The organism is Nostocoides sp. HKS02, from assembly GCF_009707485.1.
In the GTDB taxonomy this organism is placed as follows: Bacteria; Actinomycetota; Actinomycetes; order Actinomycetales; family Dermatophilaceae; genus Pedococcus.
In genome coordinates this window covers 901,956-924,197 of sequence record NZ_CP046121.1, presented here as the reverse complement: position 1 = coordinate 924,197, position 22,242 = coordinate 901,956, and the positions used below count along the sequence as shown (strand labels likewise).

The 22,242-nt window shown below is 70.6% G+C and carries 21 protein-coding genes and 1 pseudogene; 10 read left to right on the top strand and 12 right to left on the bottom strand.

The features are described from left to right. Nucleotides 1-2: 2 nt before the first annotated feature. The 4 genes from GKE56_RS04325 to GKE56_RS04310 form a co-directional block, all read right to left on the bottom strand. Nucleotides 3-776 (bottom strand): sulfite exporter TauE/SafE family protein, encoded by a 774-nt coding sequence (locus GKE56_RS04325; RefSeq protein WP_154683491.1) that lies wholly within the window; start codon nt 774-776, stop codon nt 3-5. 113 nt (nt 777-889) lie between these two features. Next, on the bottom strand, nt 890-2,038 hold the full coding sequence (locus GKE56_RS04320; protein ID WP_154685617.1) for an SPFH domain-containing protein: 1,149 nt from the start codon (nt 2,036-2,038) through the stop codon (nt 890-892). Between the two features lie 11 nt (nt 2,039-2,049). Continuing rightward, on the bottom strand, nt 2,050-2,517 hold the full coding sequence (locus tag GKE56_RS04315) for an NfeD family protein (RefSeq protein WP_154683490.1): 468 nt from the start codon (nt 2,515-2,517) through the stop codon (nt 2,050-2,052). Between the two features lie 47 nt (nt 2,518-2,564). Next, nucleotides 2,565-3,383 (bottom strand): ABC transporter ATP-binding protein, encoded by an 819-nt coding sequence (locus GKE56_RS04310; protein ID WP_154683489.1) that lies wholly within the window; start codon nt 3,381-3,383, stop codon nt 2,565-2,567. 32 nt (nt 3,384-3,415) lie between these two features. Between GKE56_RS04310 and GKE56_RS04305 the strand changes: the two genes are divergently transcribed. After that, nucleotides 3,416-4,180 (top strand): hypothetical protein, encoded by a 765-nt coding sequence (locus GKE56_RS04305; protein WP_154683488.1) that lies wholly within the window; start codon nt 3,416-3,418, stop codon nt 4,178-4,180. A gap of 36 nt (nt 4,181-4,216) precedes the next feature. Here GKE56_RS04305 and glgA read toward each other — a convergent pair whose 3' ends face one another. Next, a complete protein-coding gene (glgA, locus tag GKE56_RS04300) occupies nt 4,217-5,425 on the bottom strand; it encodes a glycogen synthase (RefSeq protein WP_154683487.1) in 1,209 nt (402 codons plus the stop codon). Nucleotides 5,426-5,487: 62 nt separating this feature from the next. Here glgA and glgC point away from each other — a divergent pair, with 62 nt between their 5' ends. Together glgC and GKE56_RS04290 are read left to right on the top strand one after the other, a co-directional pair. Next, nucleotides 5,488-6,741, top strand: coding sequence for a glucose-1-phosphate adenylyltransferase (glgC, locus tag GKE56_RS04295; RefSeq protein ID WP_154683486.1), 1,254 nt, complete (start codon nt 5,488-5,490; stop codon nt 6,739-6,741). Further along, complete coding sequence (locus tag GKE56_RS04290; RefSeq protein ID WP_370518454.1) at nt 6,738-7,619, top strand: LLM class F420-dependent oxidoreductase; 882 nt, start codon at nt 6,738-6,740, stop codon at nt 7,617-7,619. Before glgC ends, GKE56_RS04290 begins: the two co-directional genes overlap by 4 nt. A 138-nt stretch (nt 7,620-7,757) precedes the next feature. On the opposite strand, the gene GKE56_RS04285 is transcribed toward GKE56_RS04290, so the two are convergent. Both GKE56_RS04285 and GKE56_RS04280 read right to left on the bottom strand, forming a co-directional pair. Further along, a complete protein-coding gene (locus GKE56_RS04285; RefSeq protein ID WP_154683485.1) occupies nt 7,758-7,997 on the bottom strand; it encodes a hypothetical protein in 240 nt (79 codons plus the stop codon). A 9-nt stretch (nt 7,998-8,006) separates the two neighbouring features. Continuing rightward, the gene (locus GKE56_RS04280; protein ID WP_154683484.1) at nt 8,007-8,645 is read right to left on the bottom strand and encodes a hypothetical protein; all 639 of its coding nucleotides are present in this window, start codon (nt 8,643-8,645) and stop codon (nt 8,007-8,009) included. A 314-nt stretch (nt 8,646-8,959) separates the two neighbouring features. Between GKE56_RS04280 and serB the strand changes: the two genes are divergently transcribed. The 4 genes from serB to cphA are packed head-to-tail and all read left to right on the top strand — an operon-like array spanning nt 8,960 to nt 13,960. Beyond that, nucleotides 8,960-10,183, top strand: a complete 1,224-nt coding sequence (gene serB, locus GKE56_RS04275; protein WP_154685616.1) for a phosphoserine phosphatase SerB — start codon at nt 8,960-8,962, stop codon at nt 10,181-10,183. Between the two features lie 16 nt (nt 10,184-10,199). Next, entirely contained in the window at nt 10,200-11,072 is an 873-nt protein-coding gene (locus tag GKE56_RS04270; RefSeq protein ID WP_154683483.1) for a cyanophycinase, read from the top strand. Beyond that, nucleotides 10,957-11,661, top strand: a complete 705-nt coding sequence (locus tag GKE56_RS17215; protein WP_230209288.1) for a hypothetical protein — start codon at nt 10,957-10,959, stop codon at nt 11,659-11,661. Before GKE56_RS04270 ends, GKE56_RS17215 begins: the two co-directional genes overlap by 116 nt. Next, entirely contained in the window at nt 11,609-13,960 is a 2,352-nt protein-coding gene (cphA, locus tag GKE56_RS04265) for a cyanophycin synthetase (RefSeq protein ID WP_230209287.1), read from the top strand. The genes GKE56_RS17215 and cphA overlap by 53 nt, the downstream gene beginning before the upstream one ends. A gap of 29 nt (nt 13,961-13,989) precedes the next feature. On the opposite strand, the gene GKE56_RS04260 is transcribed toward cphA, so the two are convergent. The 3 genes from GKE56_RS04260 to GKE56_RS04250 form a co-directional block, all read right to left on the bottom strand. Further along, nucleotides 13,990-16,176, bottom strand: a complete 2,187-nt coding sequence (locus tag GKE56_RS04260; protein ID WP_154683482.1) for a tetratricopeptide repeat protein — start codon at nt 16,174-16,176, stop codon at nt 13,990-13,992. A 24-nt stretch (nt 16,177-16,200) separates the two neighbouring features. After that, nucleotides 16,201-16,959, bottom strand: a complete 759-nt coding sequence (gene fabI, locus GKE56_RS04255) for an enoyl-ACP reductase FabI (protein WP_154683481.1) — start codon at nt 16,957-16,959, stop codon at nt 16,201-16,203. A 74-nt stretch (nt 16,960-17,033) separates the two neighbouring features. After that, nucleotides 17,034-17,744 carry a beta-ketoacyl-ACP reductase gene (locus GKE56_RS04250; RefSeq protein WP_154683480.1) on the bottom strand — a complete coding sequence of 237 codons (711 nt, stop codon included), beginning with the start codon at nt 17,742-17,744 and terminating at the stop codon, nt 17,034-17,036. A 133-nt stretch (nt 17,745-17,877) separates the two neighbouring features. Here GKE56_RS04250 and GKE56_RS04245 point away from each other — a divergent pair, with 133 nt between their 5' ends. Continuing rightward, entirely contained in the window at nt 17,878-18,198 is a 321-nt protein-coding gene (locus GKE56_RS04245) for a DUF3099 domain-containing protein (RefSeq protein ID WP_154683479.1), read from the top strand. Between the two features lie 8 nt (nt 18,199-18,206). Then, entirely contained in the window at nt 18,207-18,407 is a 201-nt protein-coding gene (locus tag GKE56_RS04240; protein ID WP_154685615.1) for an acetone carboxylase, read from the top strand. Between the two features lie 44 nt (nt 18,408-18,451). On the opposite strand, the gene moaA is transcribed toward GKE56_RS04240, so the two are convergent. Then, nucleotides 18,452-19,498 (bottom strand): GTP 3',8-cyclase MoaA, encoded by a 1,047-nt coding sequence (moaA, locus tag GKE56_RS04235; RefSeq protein WP_154683478.1) that lies wholly within the window; start codon nt 19,496-19,498, stop codon nt 18,452-18,454. A 32-nt stretch (nt 19,499-19,530) separates the two neighbouring features. Here moaA and GKE56_RS04230 point away from each other — a divergent pair, with 32 nt between their 5' ends. Then, nucleotides 19,531-20,325, top strand: coding sequence for an SURF1 family protein (locus GKE56_RS04230; protein WP_230209178.1), 795 nt, complete (start codon nt 19,531-19,533; stop codon nt 20,323-20,325). A gap of 5 nt (nt 20,326-20,330) precedes the next feature. Here the strand turns inward: GKE56_RS04230 and GKE56_RS04225 are convergent. Beyond that, nucleotides 20,331-22,222: pseudogene (locus GKE56_RS04225) on the bottom strand (ABC transporter ATP-binding protein). Nucleotides 22,223-22,242: the final 20 nt, after the last annotated feature.

Sequence of the window (22,242 nt, the reverse complement as noted above, 5' to 3'; positions counted from 1 at the left end):
CGTCAGCTGAACCAGACGATCTTGATGATGCCGACGACGCCCACGACGATGATCACGGCGCGGAGCGCGACGGGCGGCAGCCGACGGCCCACGCGTGACCCGATGACACCCCCGACGAACGCCCCGACCCCGACGAGCAGGGCGACCAGCCAGTCGATCTGGTGCCAGGCCACGACCATGAAGGTCACCGCGGCCACAGCGTTGACGATGGTGGCGAGGACGTTCTTGTAGCCGTTGAGCCGCTGGATCGGGTCGCTCGACAACGCGCTCATGAGGCCCATCAGGATGACCCCCTGGGCCGCGCCGAAGTACCCCCCGTAGATGCCTGCGACCAGGACCCCCGCGACGAGCGCGGCGCCGTGCCATGCCGCCCGCGGAACCCCGGCCTCGTGCCGCTCGAGTGCGCGACGCTGCAGCCGCGGTCCCACCAGGACGAGCGCGAGCCCGAGGGCGATGAGCACCGGGACGATGGCCTGGAACGCGGCAGCAGGAAGCCACAGGAGCAGCACCGCCCCGACGACCCCGCCGACGAGTGAGGCGGGTGCGAGCCGGCCCAGGGTGCGGCCCGCACCGCGCAGTTCCTCGCGGTAACCGTGGACCGCGGTCACCCCGCCTGCCACCAGGCCGACGGTGTTGGAGACGTTGGCGACCACCGGTGGATAGCCGAGGAACACCAGGGTGGGGAACGTGATCAGCGTCCCGGATCCGACGACGGTGTTGATGGTGCCCGCCGCCATGCCAGCCAGGAGGATCCCGGCGGCTTCGAGGACAGACACCGGGTCACCCTACCGACGCGGGACGGACCCTAGGGCAGCGGTATGCCGCCCGCAGCGGTGAGCGGGCGGCATACCGTGGTGGTCGTCAGGTGCGGGTCGTCAGGTGCGGGTCGTCAGGTGCGGGGTGGCTCGGTCCCCTCCGCCGGCGGGGCCGGAGGCTCGAACGGCGGCGGCTCGTACGGGGGCACCGCGTCGGCGGGTGGGCCGACGGTCGGCTGGACGCGTGACGCGGGCGCGGCGTGCTCGGTGGCCTCCTGGCTGGCCTTGCCCGCCATGCCGCGCGCCTCGGCCAGCGCCTGCTTGGGGTCCTCGAGGACGGTCTCCTGGAACACGTCCTGGGCGTCGCCCGGGTCCACCCACTCCTCGTCGTCCCCGTCAGGGCCACGGCCCTTCTCCGGGACGCCGAGGGCGCCACCGATCCCACGCAGGGCATCGGTGAGCTCGCTGGGGATGATCCACATCTTGTTGGCGTCGCCGCGGGCGATCTGCGGCAGGACCTGGAGGTACTGGTAGGCCAGCAGCTTCTGGGTCGGCTTGCCGCGGTGGATGGCGTCGAACACCTGCTGGATGGCGCGGGCCTGGCCCTGGGCCTCGAGGATGCGCGCCTGTGCCGAACCCTCGGCCCGCAGGATCTGGCTCTGCTTCTCTCCCTCGGCCGTGAGGATGTTGGACTGCTTGGAGCCCTCGGCGATGAGGATGACGGCACGGCGGTCACGCTCGGCCTTCATCTGCTTCTCCATGGACTCCTGGATCGACATCGGCGGGTCGATGGCCTTGAGCTCGACCCGGTTGACGCGGATGCCCCACTTGCCGGTCGCCTCGTCGAGCACCCCGCGCAGCTGGGCGTTGATCTGGTCGCGGCTGGTCAGCGTCTGCTCGAGGTCGAGCGAGCCGATGACGTTACGCAGCGTGGTGACCGTGAGCTGCTCGATGCCCTGGATGAAGTTCGCGATCTCGTAGACCGCGGACTTCGCGTCGATGACCGAGTAGTAGATGACGGTGTCGATGTTGACGACGAGGTTGTCGCTCGTGATCACCGGCTGGGGCGGGAACGACACGACCTGCTCACGGAGGTCGACATTCGCCCTGACCTTGTCGACGAACGGGATGAGGAAGTGGATACCGCCTTCCAGGGTGCGGGCGTAGCGGCCGAGCCGTTCGATGATGAGCGCTGTCTGCTGGGGGACGATGCGCACCGTGCGGAAGAGCACGATCAGCGCAAAGGCGACCAGGATGAGCAGGACGATGAACCCTGCACCGATGCCGTTCACGTTCACTCCGATTTCTGACCCGACGTGTCGCCGGTGACGATCACGGTGGCCCCCTCGATGGACACAACCCGGACTTGCTGCCCGGGCTGGCACTGCATGGCGCCACTGACAGTGCGCGCCGACCACGTCTCGCCGCCGAGCTTCACGCGACCGTCGTTCTCGGTCACGGTCTGGAGGACATGACCGCTGCGACCAACCAAGCTCCTGGCCCCGATGGTGTGGCTCGCCTCGGCGACCATGAAGCGCCGCGTGATCAGCGGTCGCACCGTGAGGAGCAGACCGCCCGCCACGAGCACGGCGATGACCACCTGGACGGTGAACGAGGCCCCGAGGGCGGAGGCGATGGCCGCGGCCAGAGCCCCACCCGCGAGCATGAGGAACACGAAGCTGACGGTGGCAGCCTCGATGGCGGCCAGCACCAACGCGATACCCAGCCAGGCCAGCCAGGGGTTCTCCCCGAACCAGTCCATCGGCCCCTCCCCTTCATTGGTCAGAACGCAGCGATGGTCACGCAACTCTAGGACGAAGGCGGAGCCCCGGACGTTCCCTCGTCCAGCCGTGCGCGCGCCGCCCAGCGGTGGCCGCGGCGTTCGAGCTCGAGCGGCATGCCGAAGGTGGCGGAGAGGTTCTCCTCGGTGAGGGTGAGCTCCAACGGGCCCTGCGCGACGACCCGGCCCTCGCGCAGCAGCAGCACGTCGGTGAAGGACGGCGGGATCTCCTCGACGTGGTGGGTCACCAGCACCAGCGCTGGTGCCTCGATGTCGGCCGCGAGGACTCCCAGGCGACGGACCAGGTCCTCCCGGCCGCCGAGGTCGAGCCCTGCCGCCGGCTCGTCGAGCAGCATCAGCTCGGGGTCGGTCATGAGGGCGCGCGCGATCTGGACCCGCTTGCGCTCTCCCTCGGACAACGTGCCGTAGGTGCGGTCGGCGAGGTGGTCGGCACCGAGCGCCCCCAGCAGCTCCGCGGCGCGGACGTGGTCGAGCTGGTCATAGGTCTCGCGCCAACGCCCCACGACGCCGTACGAGGCGGTCACGACGACGTTGTGCACGATCTCGTCGCCGGGAATGCGCTCGGCGAGGGCGGCGGACGCGAGCCCGATGCGCGGACGGAGCTCGAACACGTCGACGGCGCCGAGCACTTCGCTGAGCACACCGGCGACGCCGCGGGTCGGGTGCATGCGGCCGGCCGCGAGCTGGAGCAACGTGGTCTTGCCCGCGCCGTTGGGGCCGAGGATGACCCAGCGCTGGCCCTCCTCGACCTCCCAGGTGATGTCGTCGAGCAGGGTCGTGTGGCCGCGGACGACACTCACTCCTGCGAACTCAAGGACGTCACTCATGGCACCGGACCCTATCGGCTTAGCATGACCGGGTGCCCGAGCTCCCTGCGTCCGTGCGGCTTTCGCTGTGGACGACTTCAGCATGGGCGACGGGCTCTCCAGCGGACGAGGCAGTGGCCCGGGCGCTGCCCGATGTCGACCACGTGGCAGGCGATCTCGACCGCCTCACCTTGTGGCGCCAGCTGGGCGAGCAGGCGCTGCTCGTCGCCCTCCCGAGTCCCGGTGACCTGACCGGTATGCCGGGTGCCTCGGCGCGCGTCCAGGGCTGTGCCGCCGACGCCGGCGAGTGCGTCTTCGTCCCCGGTCTTGGGGGCATGCTCGTCCCGACGATCGCGGCATACGGGGCGGGCGGCGGTGCGCTCGACGTCGGCACCCGGGTCGACTGGGCCGTGTACGACGCCGATCCGGTGCCACGGCACCGTGTCGAGGCGTTGGAGTCGTCCCAGCTGGAGAGACACCTGCGCGAGGAGATCGCGGCCGCGACGGCGCACCTCGACGCCATCGGCGGTCAGCCGTTCGCTGCCGATGCCGCCCGAGAGCTCGCCGACGCCGCGCTCGGTGGTCGGTGGGGGCTACCGCCGGGGCTGCCTCCTCGGCCGGCGCGCGTCATCGCCCTGGCCGGCACGATCAGCCAGGTGGTCGACGTCGCGCTCGCCGCCGGCGACGGAGCACTCACCGCGGCCGCAGCGAGCACGCGGCACACGATCCTGCTGCGGCTGCAGCGCGCCGCGGACCATGCCCTCGCGGACGCGACCAATGCCGCCTGCGCCGTGCTGGCCGGCTGGCGGCCGGCGTGATCGAGCGCTCAGGCTGACCGGCTCAGGCTGACGGGCTCAGGCTGACGCGGCCCGCCGTGCGAGCACGTCCGCGTAGACCCGGTGGGTCTGCTCGCCGATGCTCGACCACGAGAACGACTCGACTGCGCGGCGGCGGCCGGCCACCCCCATCGCCTCGGCCCGGCCGGTGTCGCTGACCGCGTCGGTCAGCGCGGCGGCGAGGTCGTCGACGAACCGATCGGCGTCGAGGGGTATGCCGCTGCCGTCCTGCTTCTGCTCGATCGGCACGAGCCAGCCGGTCTCGCCGTCCACGACGACTTCGGGGATTCCGCCGGTCGCGGTGGCGACCACAGCCAGCTCGCAGGCCATGGCCTCGAGGTTGACGATGCCCAACGGCTCGTAGATGGAGGGGCAGGCGAAGACCGTGGCTGCCGACAGCAGCGCGATGACCTCGGCTCGCGGCAGCATCTCCGGGATCCACACCACGCCGTCGCGGGTCGCCTTGAGCTGGTCCATCAAGGTTTCGACCTCGGCCATGATCTCCGGGGTGTCGGGCGCTCCGGCGCAGAGCACCAGCTGGACATCAGGCGGCAGCTGGGCCGCAGCGCGCAGGAGGTAGGGCAACCCCTTCTGACGGGTGATCCGGCCGACGAAGACGACCGCCTTCCCGTCGGGGTCGACGCCGTGCCTGCGGACCGTGTCAGCGTCGTGATGGCGCTGCCACAGCTCGGAGTCGATGCCGTTGTGCACGACCTTCACCCGCTCGGGGTCGATGCCCGGGTAGCTGCGCAGGACGTCCTGGCGCATCCCCTCGCTCACCGCCACCACGGCATCCGCGGCCTCGAAGGCGGTGCGCTCCATGAACGACGACAACCGGTAGCCACCGGCGAGCTGCTCGGCCTTCCACGGGCGCATGGGTTCGAGGCTGTGGGCCGTGACGACGTGCGGCATCCCGCCGAGCAGCGAGGCGACGTGTCCACCGAAGTTCGCGTACCAGGTGTGCGAGTGGACGAGGTCGGCCCCGACGCAGTCACCCGCCATCGAGAGGTCGACGCCCATCGTGCGGACGGCCGCGTTCGCGGCGCTCAGCTGGGGCAGGTCGGCATACCCCTCGGTGCCGGCCTCGGACACCGGGGAGCCGAATGCGCGCACCCTCGTGTCGATGTCGCCGCGCTCGCGCAGGGCCCGCACCAGCTCTGCGACGTGCACCCCCGCGCCACCGTAGATGTTCGGCGGGTACTCCTTGGTCAGCACGTCGACTCTCACCTGCGTGAGATTAGTCCCGCCATGGGGTCGCCGCGAGGGCATGCATTCCCTAGGGTCGGCTCATGGCGTACCGATCGGGTGGACCCAAAGTGCTGGCCATCGTCCTCGCGGGCGGTGAAGGCAAGCGGCTGATGCCGCTCACGGCGGACCGGGCCAAGCCCGCGGTGCCGTTCGGCGGCATCTACCGCCTCATCGACTTCGCGCTGAGCAACGTGGTGAACAGCGGCTACCTGAAGGTGGTCGTGCTGACCCAGTACAAGTCCCACAGCCTCGACCGGCACGTCACCAAGACCTGGCGCATGTCGAACATGCTCGGCAACTACGTGACGCCGGTGCCCGCGCAGCAGCGCATCGACAAGAACTGGTACCTCGGGTCAGCGAACGCGATCTTCCAGAGCCTCAACCTCGTACACGACGAGAAGCCCGACATCGTCGTCGTCGTCGGGGCGGACCACGTGTACCGCATGGACTTCTCGCAGATGGTGGCCCAGCACATGGAGACCGGCGCGGGAGTCACCGTGGCCGCGATCCGCCAGCCCATCTCGCTGGCCGACCAGTTCGGGGTCATCGAGGTCGACGACGCCGACCACCGCCGGATCGGAGCCTTCAAGGAGAAGCCGAAAGACGCCAAGGGCCTGCCCGACTCCCCCGACGAGGTCCTGGCCTCCATGGGCAACTACGTGTTCGACGCGGACGTACTCATCGAGGCAGTCACCCAGGACAACGACCGCAGCGGCAGCAAGCACGACATGGGCGGCGACATCGTGCCGGCCTTCGTCGACGAGGGCCGCGGCTACGTCTACGACTTCAAGGACAACATCATCCCTGGGGCCACTCCCCGCGACCAGGCCTACTGGCGCGATGTCGGGACGATGGACTCCTACTGGGAGGCCCACATGGACCTCGTCTCGATCCACCCCGTCTTCAACCTCTACAACTACGACTGGCCGATCTACACCGACTACGGGCCGTTCCCGCCAGCCAAGCTCGTGCACGGAGCGGCCGGCAAGTTCGGCGAGGCGCACAACTCGGCGGTCTCCCCCGGCGTCGTGATCTCGGGCGCCACCGTGACCAACTCCGTGCTCTCGCCGCGCTGCCACATCCACAGCGGCACGACCATCGACGACAGCGTCCTGCTCGACGGGGTCGAGGTCGGCCGCGGGTGCGTCATCAAGAAGACCATCATCGACAAGGGTGTCGTCGTCCCGGAGAACACCACGATCGGGGTCGATGCCGACGCCGACCGGGCCCGGGGGTTCATGGTCACCGAGTCGGGCCTGACCGTCATCGCCAAGTTCCAGGACGTTCCCCAGTGACGAGCAGACCCATCCGGATCGGCGTCCAGCTCCAACCGCAGCACGCGGACTACCCCGCTATCCGCCGAGCCGTCGCGCAGGCGGAGGAGATCGGCGTCGACGTCGTCTTCACCTGGGACCACTTCTTCCCGCTGTACGGCGAGCCGGACGGCGCGCACTTCGAGTGCTGGACGACGCTCGGCGCCTGGGCCGAGGCGACCGAGCGTGTCGAGATCGGCGCCCTCGTGACCTGCAACAGCTACCGCAACCCGCAGCTGCTGGCCGACATGGCGCGCACCGTGGACCACATCAGTGACGGCCGCCTCATCCTGGGCATTGGCTCCGGCTGGTTCGAGCGCGACTACGACGAGTACGGGTACGAGTTCGGCACCGCCGGTGGGCGGCTGGATGCCCTGGCGCGCGATCTGCCGCTCATCCGGGAGCGGTGGGCCAGGCTCAACCCACCGCCCACCCGCGAGATCCCCGTCCTCATCGGCGGTGGCGGTGAGCGCAAGACCCTCCGGATCGTGGCCGAGCACGCGACCATCTGGCACGGCTTCGGGGGCGCCCCGACGATCGCCCACAAGCACGCGGTCCTCGACGAGTGGTGCACGAAGCTGGGGAGGGACCCCGCCGAGATCGAGCGCTCCGCCGGGGTGTCCGCCAAACCAGGGCGTCACCCCGAGTCGGTCGGGGACTACGTCGCCGCCGCCGAGGATCTGTATGCCGTGGGCACCCGCCTGTTCACCGTCGGACTCAGCGGCCCGCGGTACGACCTCGCTCCCCCTGCGGGAACTGGTCGCCTGGCGCGACTCCCACCAGGGAGCCTGAGGCACCCACCGTCGCTGCGGCATACGGGGCATTGCCCAGCGTCGAGTGGCTCCATTTCCCGCGGGTGATGGGACCTGATTCACACAGGTGCAGGCGAGCCGTACATGGTCTTGTATCGACCCGTATCGAAGACCATCGATGGGACCACCTACCTCACGAACCACGGGGGACCGAGTCCTCCGTCGAGACGGCGGCCTGATGGTGGATCAGTGGTGCTGGACCGAGGTACCCCGTTCGATTCCACCGCCCCAAGGGGTGAAGAGCAGCGTCCAGACGATCAGGGCGACCGCCAGGACGATGAACGCGACTCGCCGCCGGGGCAACCTCCACGCGGCGCCGAACGCCACCGCAGCCCCGAGGCCAGGGAAGACCGAGGTTGCCGCCAACACCCCCAGCAGCCACCACAGGCCCGGGCGACCTCGGGTGGCATCTGTCGTGCTGCTCACCGCCATGCCCTACCTCCCGCCACTCTCCAGCGAGGTGCCGTTCCAGTAGTTGCGGGTCTCCGTCCAGGGCTGAATGTAGTTCAAGCACCCATAGTGGAGGATGCAGTTGCCGAACTCGCCCTCGCTGTAGGTAAACACCCCGCCGTTGACGTGTCCACCGCTGGTGTAGAAGTACTGTTCCACCGGGTTTTCCGCCCAGCCCTCCCAGACCATGTTCAAGGAGCCTGCGGCGTAGACGGTATAGGTCCGATAACTGGCGGCGTAGGTGACCCGCGAGTAGTTGAAGCACCAGTTGGTCTGCAGGTAGATGCTGGCCATGGCCACACCCACCGCGTTGTCCACATAGGACCGCACCCAGTCGTACCCGGAGTAGCCGCTGCAGGAGCCGAGCGCGTACGGCACAACCCCGCCCCTGCCGCCTGTGGCCGGATGGCGGTTCACGACGGTGCCGCTCTCCGTGTGCCTCCCCACCGCGACACTCGCCGCCTGGTCGCTGGAGGCGACCTCCTGAGCCGTGGCAGCGTCCGCCCCGCGGCCGGTCAGCGCCTTGACGATCTTCGCCCTCTGGCCCGGCGTCAGGTTGTTGCCAGGCGCCGACCAGGCCACCGTGCCCCCGGACGTGAACACAATGGCCGCTGTCGCGGCCACGGCGGCCAGCCTCATTCTCAATCTCATCGCACTCGTCCTCACGTGTGATTTGTGTGCATGGTGCGCTGGATTTCCCAAGGAATGACTGATCCACATCCCCAGGTCGTGAGGAACCTCCATCAGTCGAAGCCTGATGAGCCGACTGATTGGCGGTCAACGCGACATTCGAGCTCCGAATACCTGGTTGCTTCTCAGCCGAGGTGCGTGGTAACGCACTGGGAACGGCCAGCACCGGACGGGGCGGGGTTCGGGTCGGATGGCGAGACTCCCGCCAGCTGGTCTGAACGCGCGGATATCGTGGCGGCGTGCCTGACCTGGTCGCTGACGATCCCCACACGCTGCTCGTCACCATCAGTGGTGAGGACCGGCCGGGCGTCACGAGCGCGTTCTTCGACGCCATCGCCGATGTCGGCGCTGAGGTCGTCGATCTCGAGCAGGTCGTGGTGCGCGGCCACCTCACGCTGGCCATGCTCCTCGGAGCGGGCGAGGTCGAGGAGCGGCTGCGCGAGGTGGTGGCCGCGGTCGGGCGCGAGCTCGGGCTCAAGGTGAAGGTCAAGGACGGGCGCGGCGACACCCCGCGCCGACGCACCGGTCGCGCCGCAGTGGTCGTCCTGGGCCACCCGCTGCGGGCCAGCGGTGTCGCCGCGATCACGGCACGGATCGCCTCCCACGGCGCCAACATCGACCGCATCCGCCGCCTCTCCCGCTACCCGGTCACGACCCTGGAGTTCGACGTGTCGGGTGCTGACGTCGAGCGGCTGCGCCGCGAGCTGGCCCTCGAGTCGAGCGTCCACGGCCTCGACATCGCCGTGGCGGCCGGCGGCCTGGCCCGACGGGGTCGCCGCCTCGTCGTCATGGATGTCGACTCCACCTTGATCCAGGACGAGGTCATCGAGCTCCTGGCCCGGCATGCCGGTCGTGAGGCCGAGGTTGCCGCCGTCACGCAGGCGGCGATGCGGGGCGAGCTCGACTTCGCGGACAGCCTGCGCCGGAGGGTCGCCGTCCTCGAGGGCTTACCGGTGTCCGTCCTCGACGAGGTGCGCGCGGCGGTCCGGTTCACCCCGGGAGCCCGCACGCTGGTGCGCACCCTCAAGCGGCTCGGCTTCACTGTCGCCGTGGTCTCCGGCGGCTTCATCGAGATCGTGGCCGAACTGGCGCGCGAGCTGGGCATCGACCACGCCCACGCCAACCGCCTCGAGGTCCGCGACGGCATACTCACCGGTCGGCTGGTCGGCGAGATCGTCGACCGCCCGGGCAAGGCGCTGGCGCTGCGCCGGTTCGCCGACGAGGCGGGCCTGCCCCTGTCCCGAACGGTCGCGATCGGCGACGGCGCGAACGACCTCGACATGCTCGAGGCGGCGGGGCTCGGGGTGGCGTTCAACGCCAAGCCGGTGGTGCGCGAGCAGGCCGACACGGCGGTCAACGTGCCCTACCTCGACGCCGTCCTCTACTTGCTCGGCATCACCCGCGAGGAGATCGAGGAAGCCGACGAGGCCGACGGCACGCCGACCCCCGCTCCCCCGGTGCCGACGACCTGACTCCTAGGCTGTCGCAATGGCATCCTCGACCAGCCCTGCCCCACGGCGCAGGCCACCCACGCTGCTCATCATTGGCGGCGCCGAGGACCGCGTCGGCAAGGCCACCGTGTTGCGCCGGTTCGTCAGGCTGGCCGGGGGCAAGCGGGCCCGGATCGTCCTGATCCCGACGGCGTCCTCGTTCCAGGACGAGGTCGTGGCGGCGTACACCGAGGTGTTCACCCGGCTGGGCGCGCCCGAGCCGACCGTCGTCAACCCCCAGGACCGCCTCGAGTCGCAGGACCAAGCCCTCGTCCGGCTCCTCGACGACGCCACCGGCATCTTCATGAGTGGTGGCAGCCAGCTCAAGCTGAGCCAGCGCTTCCCAGGGACCCCGCTCGGCGACGCCCTGCACCGTGCCCACGCGCGCGGCGCTGTGATCGGTGGCACCTCCGCGGGAGCGTCGATCATGAGCCAGTTCATGATCTCCATGGGCGACGAGGGCATCACCCCGCGCCAGCGGCACAGCCAGCTCAGCGCCGGGCTGGGCCTGCTCCAGGGCGCGATCATCGACCAGCACTTCGCCCAGCGCTCGCGCTACGGCCGGCTGATGTCGATGGTCGCCGCGTCGCCGAGCCTCATCGGCATCGGCATCGACGAGGACACGGCCATCGAGGTCCGCGACCAGCGCACCTTCACGGTCCACGGCTCGGGCGCGGTCTTCGTCCTCGACTGCCGTGCCGCCACGTCCGACGCTCCCGACGCCCGTCGTGGCGCCCCCCTCATGGTGTCAGGGGCTGTGGTGCATTCCCTTCCCGCAGGCGCTACGTTCGACCTCTCCGAGGTGCGGCTCGTGGACTTCGTCGAAAAGCACCCTGACGTCGCGGTGGCCCTGGCCTCGGCGAAAGCCTGAGCCAGCCACCGGTTCGCACGGCCCGACCGCAAGGAGTTCCCATGGCAGATCGCGCCACCCCCACTGGACCCCCGGCACCCGAGCTCACCATCGTCGAGTCGCGGGTCTACCGCGGGGGAACATCTGGTCCTACAACCCCGCGATCCACCTGGTCCTCGACCTCGGCGTCCTCGAGGGCTACCCGACCGACACCCTCGAGGGCTTCACCGACCGGCTCGTCGAGCTCTTGCCCGGCCTGGAGAACCACACCTGCTCGCGTGGTGTGCGGGGCGGGTTCATCGAGCGACTCCGCGAGGGCACCTGGCTGGGCCACGTCGCGGAGCACGTCGCCCTGCAGCTCCAGCAGGAGGCCGGCCACGACCTGCGCCGCGGCAAGACCCGGGCGGTCAAGGGGACGCCCGGGCGTTACAACGTCATCTACGACTACAACGACGAGACGGTGGGTCTCGCTGCGGGCACCCTGGCCGTGCGCCTGGTCAACCACCTCGTCCAGGCCGAACCGGACTTCGACTTCGCCGACGAGCTCGAGGGAGTTCCTGCGCCGAGCCCAGCGCGCCTCCTTCGGGCCCTCGACCGCCGCGATCCTTGAGGAGGCGGTCTCCCGCGACATCCCCTACATCCGGTTGAACGCCGCATCGCTGGTGCAGCTCGGCCAGGGCGTGCACGCCCAGCGGATCCGGGCGACCATGACCTCCAAGACGGGGGCGCTCGCGGTCGACATCGCCAGCGACAAGGACATGACCACCCGACTGCTGGCCTCCGCGGGGCTCCCGGTCCCCAAGCAGGAGACCGTGCGCACCGCCGAGGCCGCCGTTGCGGCGGGGCGTCGGATCGGCTTCCCGGTCGTGGTCAAGCCGCTCGACGGCAACCACGGCCGCGGCGTCTGCCTCGACCTGCAGTCCGACGACGAGGTCCGGGCGGCGTTCGGCGTCGCCGAGGGTGAGTCCCGTCGCGGCTACGTCATCGTCGAGTCGCTCGTCGTGGGGCGCGACTACCGCTGCCTCATCGTCGACGGCCGCATGCAGGCGATCGCCGAGCGGGTGCCGGCCCACGTCATGGGCGACGGCGTGCACACGGTCAGCGAGCTGGTCGAGCTCACCAACGCCGACCCGCGCCGCGGCGTCGGGCATGAGAAGGTCCTCACCCGGATCAAGGTCGACTCCGGCGCGATCGCGCTGGTCCGCGACCAGGGTTTCGCGATGGACGACGTGCCGCCCAAGGACCAGATGGTCAAGCTGGCGCTCACCGGCAACATGTCGACCGGCGGCATCTCCGTCGACCGGACCTTCGAGGCCCACCCCGACAACGTCGAGATCGCCGAGGAAGCCGCCCGGATGATCGGCCTCGACGTCGCGGGTATCGACTTCATCTGCCCGGACATCGCCTCACCCGTACGCGAGACGGGCGGCGCGATCTGCGAGGTGAACGCCGCCCCTGGCTTCCGCATGCACACCCACCCGACGGTGGGCGAGCCGCAGTTCATCGCCAAGCCTGTCGTCGACCTGCTGTTCCCACCCGGGTCCGCGTCACGCGTGCCGATCGTGGCCGTGACCGGCACCAACGGCAAGACGACGACCTCGCGGATGATCGCCCACATCTTCAAGGGGATCGGGCGCAAGGTCGGCATGACCTCCACCGACGGCATCGTCATCGACGAGCGCCTCGTCTACAAAGCCGATGCGTCCGGGCCGCGTTCGGCGCGGATGGTGCTGCAGAACCCCCGCGTCGACTTCGCGGTCATGGAGGTCGCGCGCGGCGGCATCCTGCGCGAGGGCCTGGGCTACGACCGCAACGACGTCGCCGTGGTCACCAACGTCGCCCCCGACCACCTCGGCATGAAGGGCATCGACACCCTCGAACAGCTCGCCGATGTCAAGGCCGTCGTGGTCGAAGCGGTCCCGCGCGACGGGTTCGCGGTGCTCAACGCCGACGAGCCGCTGGTCCGCAAGATGCGTCGTCGGTGCTCCGGCAGCGTGGTGTGGTTCTCGTTGGAGGCGCCCGGCAGCAGCGTGCGCGAGCTCATCGACGCACACTGCCGTCGGGGGGGCCGAGCGGTGGTGCTCGAGCCCACCGAGCGCGGCGACATGATCGTCATCAAGCATGGCCGCCGCTCGATGCAGCTCGCGTGGACCCACCTGTTGCCGTCCACCTTCGGCGGCACCGCGAAGTTCAACGTCGCCAACGCCATGGCCGCCGCGGGCGCGGCGTTCGCAGCGGGCGCGGGCCTGCACGAGATCCGCCAGGGGTTGCGGACCTTCACCACCAGCTACTACCTCTCGCCTGGCCGCATGAACTTCGTCAACGTGAACAACGTGGACGTCTTCGTCGACTACTGCCACAACGCTCCCGGCATGCGCGTGCTCGGGGAGTTCGTCGACGGGTATGCCGCGCAGAAGGCGGGGCAGGCCGAGCTCGGCCGGATCTCGCGCATCGGCATGATCTCCACCGCCGGCGACCGGCGCGACGACGACATGCGTGAGCTGGGAGCCCTCGCCGCACGCCACTTCGACGTCGTGGTGGTCCGGGAAGACCAGCGGCTGCGTGGACGCGTCCGCGGCGCGACTGCGGCCCTCATCGTCGAGGGCGCCATGGCCGAGATCGGCAAGGAGGGCGTGCGCTGCCGTCAGGTCGAGACGGTCCTCGACGAGGTCAGCGCGGTGCAGCACTGCATGGCCCGGGCCAACCCCGGTGACGTCGTCGTGCTGTGCGTCGACAACCACGCCGAGGTCCTCGCCGAGCTGGAGCAGCTGACCCACTCGGCCCAGGCAGGCGCCCACCCCGGCACCGGGCTGGGCGACCCCGACCTCGACCCTGTGGAGATGCAGTCCGAGGCCCAGGTGGCTGGCGACGAGGCTGCCGCGACCGAGCCCGAGCCCGCCACCAGCTGACCGAAGGGTCAGCTGCGCTGACCGCGAGGTCAGCGCGCGCGCAGCTCCGCGGCATACCCGTGGAGGGCGTGCCGGTAGGCCAGCGCATCGTCGTCGCCGGCGTGGTGCAACAGCGCGTCGACGAGGTCGGCGACCGCCTCGGCGGCCCGACCGCTGTCGACGCCCGCGAGCGCCCGGAACGCCTGCACCGCCGCGCTCCCCGGCCGCTCGGCGGCCAGCTCGGTGAGCAGCGAGTAGGCGAGCTCCGGCTGGCCGGTGACGCGCAGGCTCGAGGCGAGCTGGATGCGCGCCCGGTGTCGGTGCGGCTCGCGCAGGCCGGCCGCGAGGGCCTCGCGGTACAGCGGAATGGCCTCCTGCTCCCTGCCTGCGGCATCGAACGCACTGGCCACCTCGAAGACCAGCCGCGGGTCGCCGGGGCGCTGGGCGCGCAACCGCGCGGCCGCGTCGATGCGCGCACCGTCGTCCGCCAGCGCCCACAGCTCGGCGATCCGGTCCTCGAACTCGTGCTCGCCGCGCGCCGCGACGACCTTGCGGCGGATGTCGGCAGGGCTGTCAGTCGTGGCGCCCTGCTCGGCGAGCCAGCTCGCGACCTGGACGCGCTCGGAGTGACACATGAGCGCCACGACATCACCGTCAGCCGCGCCGGGCACGAGTGCCTGGAGGCCGCCCAGCTCGGTGTCGAACGAGTCGATGTCTGCGACGCCGGCCCGGGCGAGGCCGACCAGCAGGTGGCTCTCGAGCTCCTCCATGGTGCGCCCGCGCAGGTAGTGCGCCTTGTGCGCGGCGACGACCCGGTCGGCGCGCAACCCGGCGACCTCGCCCATCGACTCGAGGAGCTCGTCGGTGCGGTCCCCCGCGAGGCCGAGACCGAGGTGGACCTGGCCGCCGGGGGCCTTGAGCCCGTGCGCGACGTCCATCAGCGCCTCGAGCCCCGCCTCGTTGTGGGCCAGGTCGACGATCACCGTGATCGCCGCGCCATCGGCCCGGCGCAACGTGTAGGTGTTCATCCGCCCCGGGTTGAGCCGGTCGTCGGGAGCGAACGTGCGCAGCCCCTCGACCACTGCCGCCCGCGGCAGCCCCAGTCCCAGCGCGGCGGCCGCGCCCGCCAACGCGTTGGCGATGTTGTGGTGCGAGAGGCCGGACAGGGTGGCGGGCACGTCGAGGATGCTCACGAGCCGGTCCGGGTCCTGGCCGTTCTCGAGCACTGCGATGTCGCCGTCGAGGACCGTGATGGCGCGACCGCCCTGGTCGAGCGACTCGCGGACCGCCGGGGCGTCGGCTCGGAGCGTGAACACCCAGGGCTTGGCCTTGATGCCCGAGCGCATGGCCCACACCCGGGGGTCCTCACCGTTGAGCACGACCCAGCCGGAGGGCTTCGTCGCCTTGGTGACGATGGCCTTGACCTCCGCCAGCTGGTCGACGGTGTCGATCCCCTGCAGGCCGAGGTGGTCCGCCGACACGTTGGTCACGACGCTGACGTCGTTGGCACTGACGCCCATGCCCTTGAGGAGCATGCCGCCGCGTGCGGTTTCGAGGATGCCCAGCTGCACCCCGGGCGCGGTGAGCACCCCTCGTGCCCCCGCTGGCCCTGAGTAGTCACCCTCCTCGACGGTCTCTCCCTGCACGACCACACCGTCGGTCGACGACCAGGCGGTGCGCAGGCCCGCCGTCATGCCGATGTGGCCGAGGAGGCGGGTCGTCGTGGTCTTGCCGTTGGTGCCGGTCACCGAGGCGACGGGGATGGTGGGCTTGAGGATCGAGGGCCGTTCGCCGGGCTCGCTCTGGCTGATGAGCAGCCCCTGCTCGGCGACGACGTCCGCACCGTCGAGCCACGCCTGCAGGACCGGGCCGATGCCGTGGCCGAGGGCCCGGCCGCGGTTCCGCCGTCGCCACACAAAGGCCGCCACGACGGCATCCGTCGGGCTACCCGGGCGGACCCGGACCCCGAGGCGCGAGGTGCCGCTGGCTTGAGCGAGGCTGCGCACGGCCCGCTCGACCAGCCGCATGACGAACCGCTGCCGCTGCTCGGTGCCCGGAGCGCCCGGACGGGCCGTGCGCAGGCCCACGCGACGGGCGAGGCCGAGCAGGGTGCGCTCGTCGGCCTTGAGGTAGCCGGGCACCTCGAGACTGACCTTGATCGCCGGTTTGGCGAAGTAGAGGTTGGGTCCCTCGAGGACCCGCACCTCGGTCACGGCGACGGCAGTCTCGGACGTCATGCAGCGGAGCCTAGTGGCGGCCGCTCACTGCCCCATCGCGTGGACGCCACCGTCGACGTGGACGATCTCGCCGGTGGTCGCGGGGAACCAGTCCGACAGCAACGCCGCACAGGCCTTGGCTGCCGGCAAGGCGTCGTTGACGTCCCAACCCAGGGGCGCGCGCTGCCCCCAGGTGTCCTCGAAGGTCTGGAAGCCGGGAATCGACTTGGCCGCCGTGGTGCGGATGGGGCCAGCCGCCACCAGGTTGCAGCGGATGCCGCGCGGCCCCAGGTCGCGCGCGAGGTAGCGGTTCGTGGACTCGAAGGCAGCCTTTGCCACGCCCATCCAGTCGTAGACCGGCCAGGCGAACTTCGCGTCGAAGGTCAGCCCGACCAGGCTGCTGCCGGGTCCCATGAGCGGGAGCGCTGCGACGGCCAGGGACTTGAGCGAGTAGGCCGAGGCGTGCATCGCCGTCGAGACGTCCTCGAAGGTGCCCTCCAGGAAGTTGAAGGCGCCCTGCGGCGCGAACCCGATCGAGTGCAGGACGCCGTCGAGGTGGTCGACGTGCTCGCCGAGCCGTTCCGCGAGGGAGTCGAGGTGCTCGGAGTCGGTGACATCCAGCTCGACCACCGGCGGGGTGCTGGGCAGTCGCTTGGCGATGGTCTGGGTGATCTTCATGGTCCGTCCGAACGACGTGAGCACCACCTCGGCGCCCTGCTCCTGCGCGATCTTCGCGACGTGGAAGGCGATCGAGGAGTCCATGAGGACGCCGGTGATCAGGAGCTTCTTGCCCTCAAGCAGCATGTCGGGGTCTCTTTCGCTGGGGATGGGAGTGGCCGTGGTGGGTGCTGGCTGTGGGTGCGGGCCGTCGGTGCGGGTCAGTGGCCCATGCCGAGGCCGCCATCGACCGGGATGACGGCGCCGGTGATGTATGCCGCGTCGTCGCCGGCCAGGAAGCGCACCGCGGCGGCGACCTCCTCCGGCTGGGCGAAGCGCCCGGCGGGGATGCTGGCCTGGTAGGCCTTCTTGCGGTCCTCGGGCAGCTCGGAGGTCATGTCGGTCTCGATGAACCCGGGCGCCACGACGTTCGCCGTGATGCCGCGACCGCCGAGCTCGCGCGAGATCGACCGGGCGAGGCCGACGAGGCCGGCCTTGCTCGCGGCATAGTTGGCCTGCCCGGGTGACCCGTAGAGGCCGACGACGCTCGAGATGAAGATGATCCGGCCTCGACGGAGCCGGATCATGCCCTTGACGGCCCGCCGGGCGCACCGGAAGGCGCCAGCGAGGTTGGTGTTGATGACCGAGTCGAACTCCTCGTCGCTCATGCGCATGAGCAGGGTGTCCTTGGTGATGCCGGCGTTGGCGACCAGCACCTCGACGGGGCCGCCGAGGAGCTCCTCGGCCTCGGCGAAGGCGGCATCCACCGATGCCGAGTCGGTGACCTCGCACCGGACGCCCCGCAGGCCCTCTGGCGGCTCACCCGAACGGTGCGTGACCACGACGTGGTCGCCAGCCTCGGCGAGCGCGCGGGCGATGCTGAGCCCGATGCCCCGGTTGCCTCCCGTGACCAGCACGTTGCGGCCTGCCATGGATGTCCTCCGTGTGCTCGACGATCGATCCGGCGGGTGGCCATCGCGGTGCCATGGCGCGGTCGCCGCCTCCGGTCGGACCCTATCGACTACCGGCGGGTACACCGCATCGGAAGCGGCCTATCGTGGGGGTATGAGCCGCCTGCACCACACCCGCCACGCTGGACCGCCGGTGCAGTCGGTGACCTCGGTCCCCGAGTCCCTCGCCGACGAGCAGGCCGCCCGCATCAGGCGCTACCTCGTCACCATGGGCATCCGCACGGTGTGCTTCATCGCCGCGGTCGCCACCGGCATGGCTGGGGCGCCGGCCTGGGTCTGGGGGAGCTTGGCCGTGGCGGCCATGGTGCTGCCCTACTTCGCGGTCGTCATGGCCAACGCGGTGCGGTCGAGGCCGTCAGGCTCCTCGGCGACGGTGACGCCGCCCGACCACGGGCCCGAGCAGCTCGGCCGGTGAGCGGCTCCATGATCTGCAGCGCCAAGGGCTGCCGCGCTCCCGCGACGTTCGCCCACCTGTGGAACAACCCGAAGCTCCACACCGCCGAGCGGCGCAAGGTCTGGCTGGCCTGCGACCAGCACCGGACCTCGCTCGGGGAGTTCCTCTCGGTCCGGGGGTTCCTCGTCGAGACGGTCCCTGCGGACGCGATCCCGGCCACGGCGGGCTGAGCCGGGCGAAGCGGCAAAGCGGGCTGATCGTCGGGCGCGGGCCCTCAGCCGCCGATCGCGGACATGGGCCGGTCGGGCTGCACGAAGTCCTCGGTGCCGATGCCGTGTCCGCGCGCCTTGCGCCACATCTCGCCCTGGATCAGCGCCGCCAGGTCCTCGTCGCTCGCGCCGTCGCGTAGCGGGCCCCGCAGGTCGGTCTCGACCCGGGAGAACAGGCAGTTGCGCACCTGGCCATCCGCGGTGAGCCGAGTCCGGTCGCAGGCCGCGCAGAACGGCGCGGTCACGCTCGCGATGATCCCAACGGTCTGGGGTCCCCCGTTGACGAGGAACCGCTCGGCCGGCGCGCTCCCCCGGTCTGCCGCGGGCAGGGGCGTGAGGGTGAAGTGCTCCTCGAGCCGGGTGCGGACCTCGCCCGCGCTGATCATCGTCGAGGCGTCCCACCCGTGCTGGGCGTCGAGGGGCATCTGCTCGATGAACCGCAGCTCGTAGTCGCGGTCGAGACACCACTGCAGGAGCTCGGCAACCGAGTGGTCGTTGATCCCCCGCATGGCCACGGCGTTGACCTTGACCGGGGTGAGCCCGGCGGCCGCCGCGGCCTTGAGACCGGACTCGACGTCGTGCAGCCGGTCGCGTCGGGTGAGGTCGGCGAACTCCTGCGGATCGATCGTGTCGAGGCTGACGTTGACGCGGTCGAGGCCCGCCTGGGCCAACGGAGCGGCGAGTCGGTCGAGACCGACACCGTTGGTGGTCATGGCGATCCGTGGCCGAGGGCGCAGCGCTGCGATCCGGCCGACCACGTCGACGAGCGAGCGCCGCAGCAGCGGTTCGCCTCCGGTCAGGCGGACCTGCTGGACCCCGAGCCCGACGAAGACCGCGACGATCCTGACGAGCTCGTCGTCGGTGAGCATCTCGGGCTTGGCCAGCCAGGGCAGTCCCTCGGCCGGCATACAGTAGCGACACCTGAGGTTGCACCGGTCGGTGACCGACACCCGCAGGTCGCGAGCCACCCGCCCGAACTGGTCGGGGAGCCCCACGAGCCCCTGGGGCGTGGCGGGGTGGTCACGCACGCTGGGAAAGGGCAGGCCGGTCATACCCACCAGAGTAGGCCGGGTACCGTGATGCGGTGTTCAGGGTGCTCATGTCGCGGCGGTGGTTGGGCGCTTTGGCGATCGCGCTGGCCTTCGCGGTCGCGGCATTCTTCCTGGGCCGCTGGCAGTGGCACCGCTACGAGGGCAAGGCCGCAGCGGCGCACCGGATCACCTCGCACTACTCCGCCCCTCCGCGACCGGTCGTGGACGTGCTGAGCTCGTCGCCGATGCCGCTGGCCCTGGAGTGGACCCGCGTCACCATGCACGGCCGGTATGCCGCGAGCCAGACCTTGCTCGTGCGGAACCGCCCCCACGACACCGCCTTCGGCTACGAGGTCGTCGTACCGTTCCACGACGAGGCCGGTGCCACGGTGCTCGTCGACCGGGGCTGGGTGCTCAACGCCCAGAACGCCGAGACACTGCCCTCCTACCCGGCTGCGCCGACCCAGGACGTCACGGTGACCGGCTGGGTGCGCCCCACCGAGCCGTCCCTCGGTCGCACGATGCCGCGTGGGCAGCTCGCCAGCATCAACCTCCCCGAGGCGAGTCGGGCCGTGCAGACCCCGCTCCTGGGGGGCTACGTCGTGCTCGAGGTCGAGCGACTGGCCGACGGCACTGCGCCACCACGGCCCACGCCCCTCGACCCGCCGGACACCGACCTCGGCCCGCACCAGGCGTACGCGTTCCAGTGGTGGGCCGGCATGCTGGCCGGGTTCGTCCTGGTGGTCCTCGGTGCACGACGGGAGTACCTCGAAGGCCTCGACGAGGCCGACCAACCGCGCGGCCGCAAGCCGGCGCGCGTCCGCATCTGGGACGAAGAGGACGCCTAGCCGGGCTACGCCGGGATGTCCGACGTACTCGCGGCGGTGTTCTCTTGGTCAGCGAACTGCGTGGTGTAGAGGTCGGCGTACACGCCGCCCCTGGCCATCAGCTCGCGGTGGCTGCCCCGCTCGACGATGCGCCCGTCGTCCACCACGAGGATCTGGTCGGCCCCGCGCACCGTCGACAGACGGTGGGCGATGACCAGCGCGGTGCGGCCGGTGAGCGCCTGGTCGAGCGCGTGCTGGACCGCCGCCTCGGACTCGCTGTCGAGGTGGGCGGTGGCTTCGTCGAGGACGAGCAGTCCCGGACCCTTGAGCAACAAGCCGCGCCAGCGCCAGCCGCTGCTTCTCGCCGCCAGACAGGCGGTGGCCGCGGTCACCCACGACGGTGTCGAGACCCTCGGGCAGGGCGCCTACGAGCGACCACACCTGGGCGGCCTTGAGCGCCTCGACCATCTGCTCCTCGGTCGCGTCCGGCGCGGCATAGGCGAGGTTGGCCCGGATGGTGTCGTGGAACAGGTGGGCCTCCTGCGTCACCACCCCGACGGTACGGTGCACGGACTCCAGGGTCGCGTCGCGCAGGTCCATCCCGTTGATGCGCACGGCGCCTGCGGACGGGTCGTAGAGCCGCGCGACGAGGTTGGTGATCGTCGTCTTGCCGGCTCCGCTCGGCCCGACGAGCGCGACCAGCTGGCCCGGGGGCACCATGAACGAGATGTCGCGCAGGACGACTCCCCCACCCTTGCGGTCACCGGCCGCGGTGCTCTCGAGCGAGGCGAGCGAGACCTCGTCGGCCGAGGGGTACCGGAACGCCACACCGTCGACCTCGACGCCGACCGGCCCGCTCGGCAGCGGCCGTGCGTCCGGCCGCTCGGTGATGAGCGGATTGAGGTCGAGTACCTCGAAGACGCGCTCGAAGGACACCAGGGCCGTCATGACGTCGACCCGGACGTTGGACATCGAGGTGAGGGGGCCATAGAGCCGGCCGAGCAACGCGGTCAAGGCCAGCAGGGTGCCGACGGTCAGCTGACCACTCACCGCCATCAGGCCGCCGAAGCCGTAGACCATCGCCGTCGCGAGCGAAGCCACGAGGGTCAGCGCGACGAAGAACACGCTGCGGTTCATGGCGATCCGCACGCCCATGTCGCGGACGCCCGCCGCGCGCGCGGCATACTCCGTGTCCTCGCGCCGGGCGTCGCCGAACACCTTGACCAGCAACGCCCCGGCGACGTTGAAGCGCTCGGTCATGCGGGTGCCCATGTCGGCGTTGAGGCCCATCTGGGCGTGGGTGAGCCCAGCGAGCCGGCGCCCCATGTAGCGCGCCGGGATGAGGAAGAACGGCACCAACGCGAGGGCGGCGAGCGTGAGCTGCCACGACAGCGAGGCCATCGTGGCGATGATCAGGGCCAGGGACACGACGTTGCTGACGACGCTGGACAGCACGGACGTGAACGCCTGTTGGGCGCCGAGGACGTCGCTGTTGAGTCGGCTGACCAAGGCGCCGGTCTGAGCGCGGGTGAAGAACGCGATCGGCTGGCGCAGCACGTGGGAGAACACTTCGGTGCGGAGTGAGTAGATGAGGCCCTCACCGATGCGGGCGGAGTACCACCGCTCGACCAGCGTGAGCAGCCCGTCGCCGATGGCCAGGGCGGCCACGATGAGCGCAAGCTCGATGACGACCCCACGGTCACGGGGGGTGATGCCCTTGTCGATGAGCTCTTTGAGCAGCAGGGGTGTCGCGACCACCAAAGCGGAGTCGATGACGACCAGGACGACGAACAAGCAGGATCTCGCGACGGAACGGCCGGCCGTAACCGATCACCCTGCGGGCTGTGCCCGGGGCGAGCTTGCGGTCCTTGACCGAGTCGTCCCGGGTCAGGGAACGCATGGCCATCCAGCCGTTCATGCTCACAGGAGGTCCTCCTC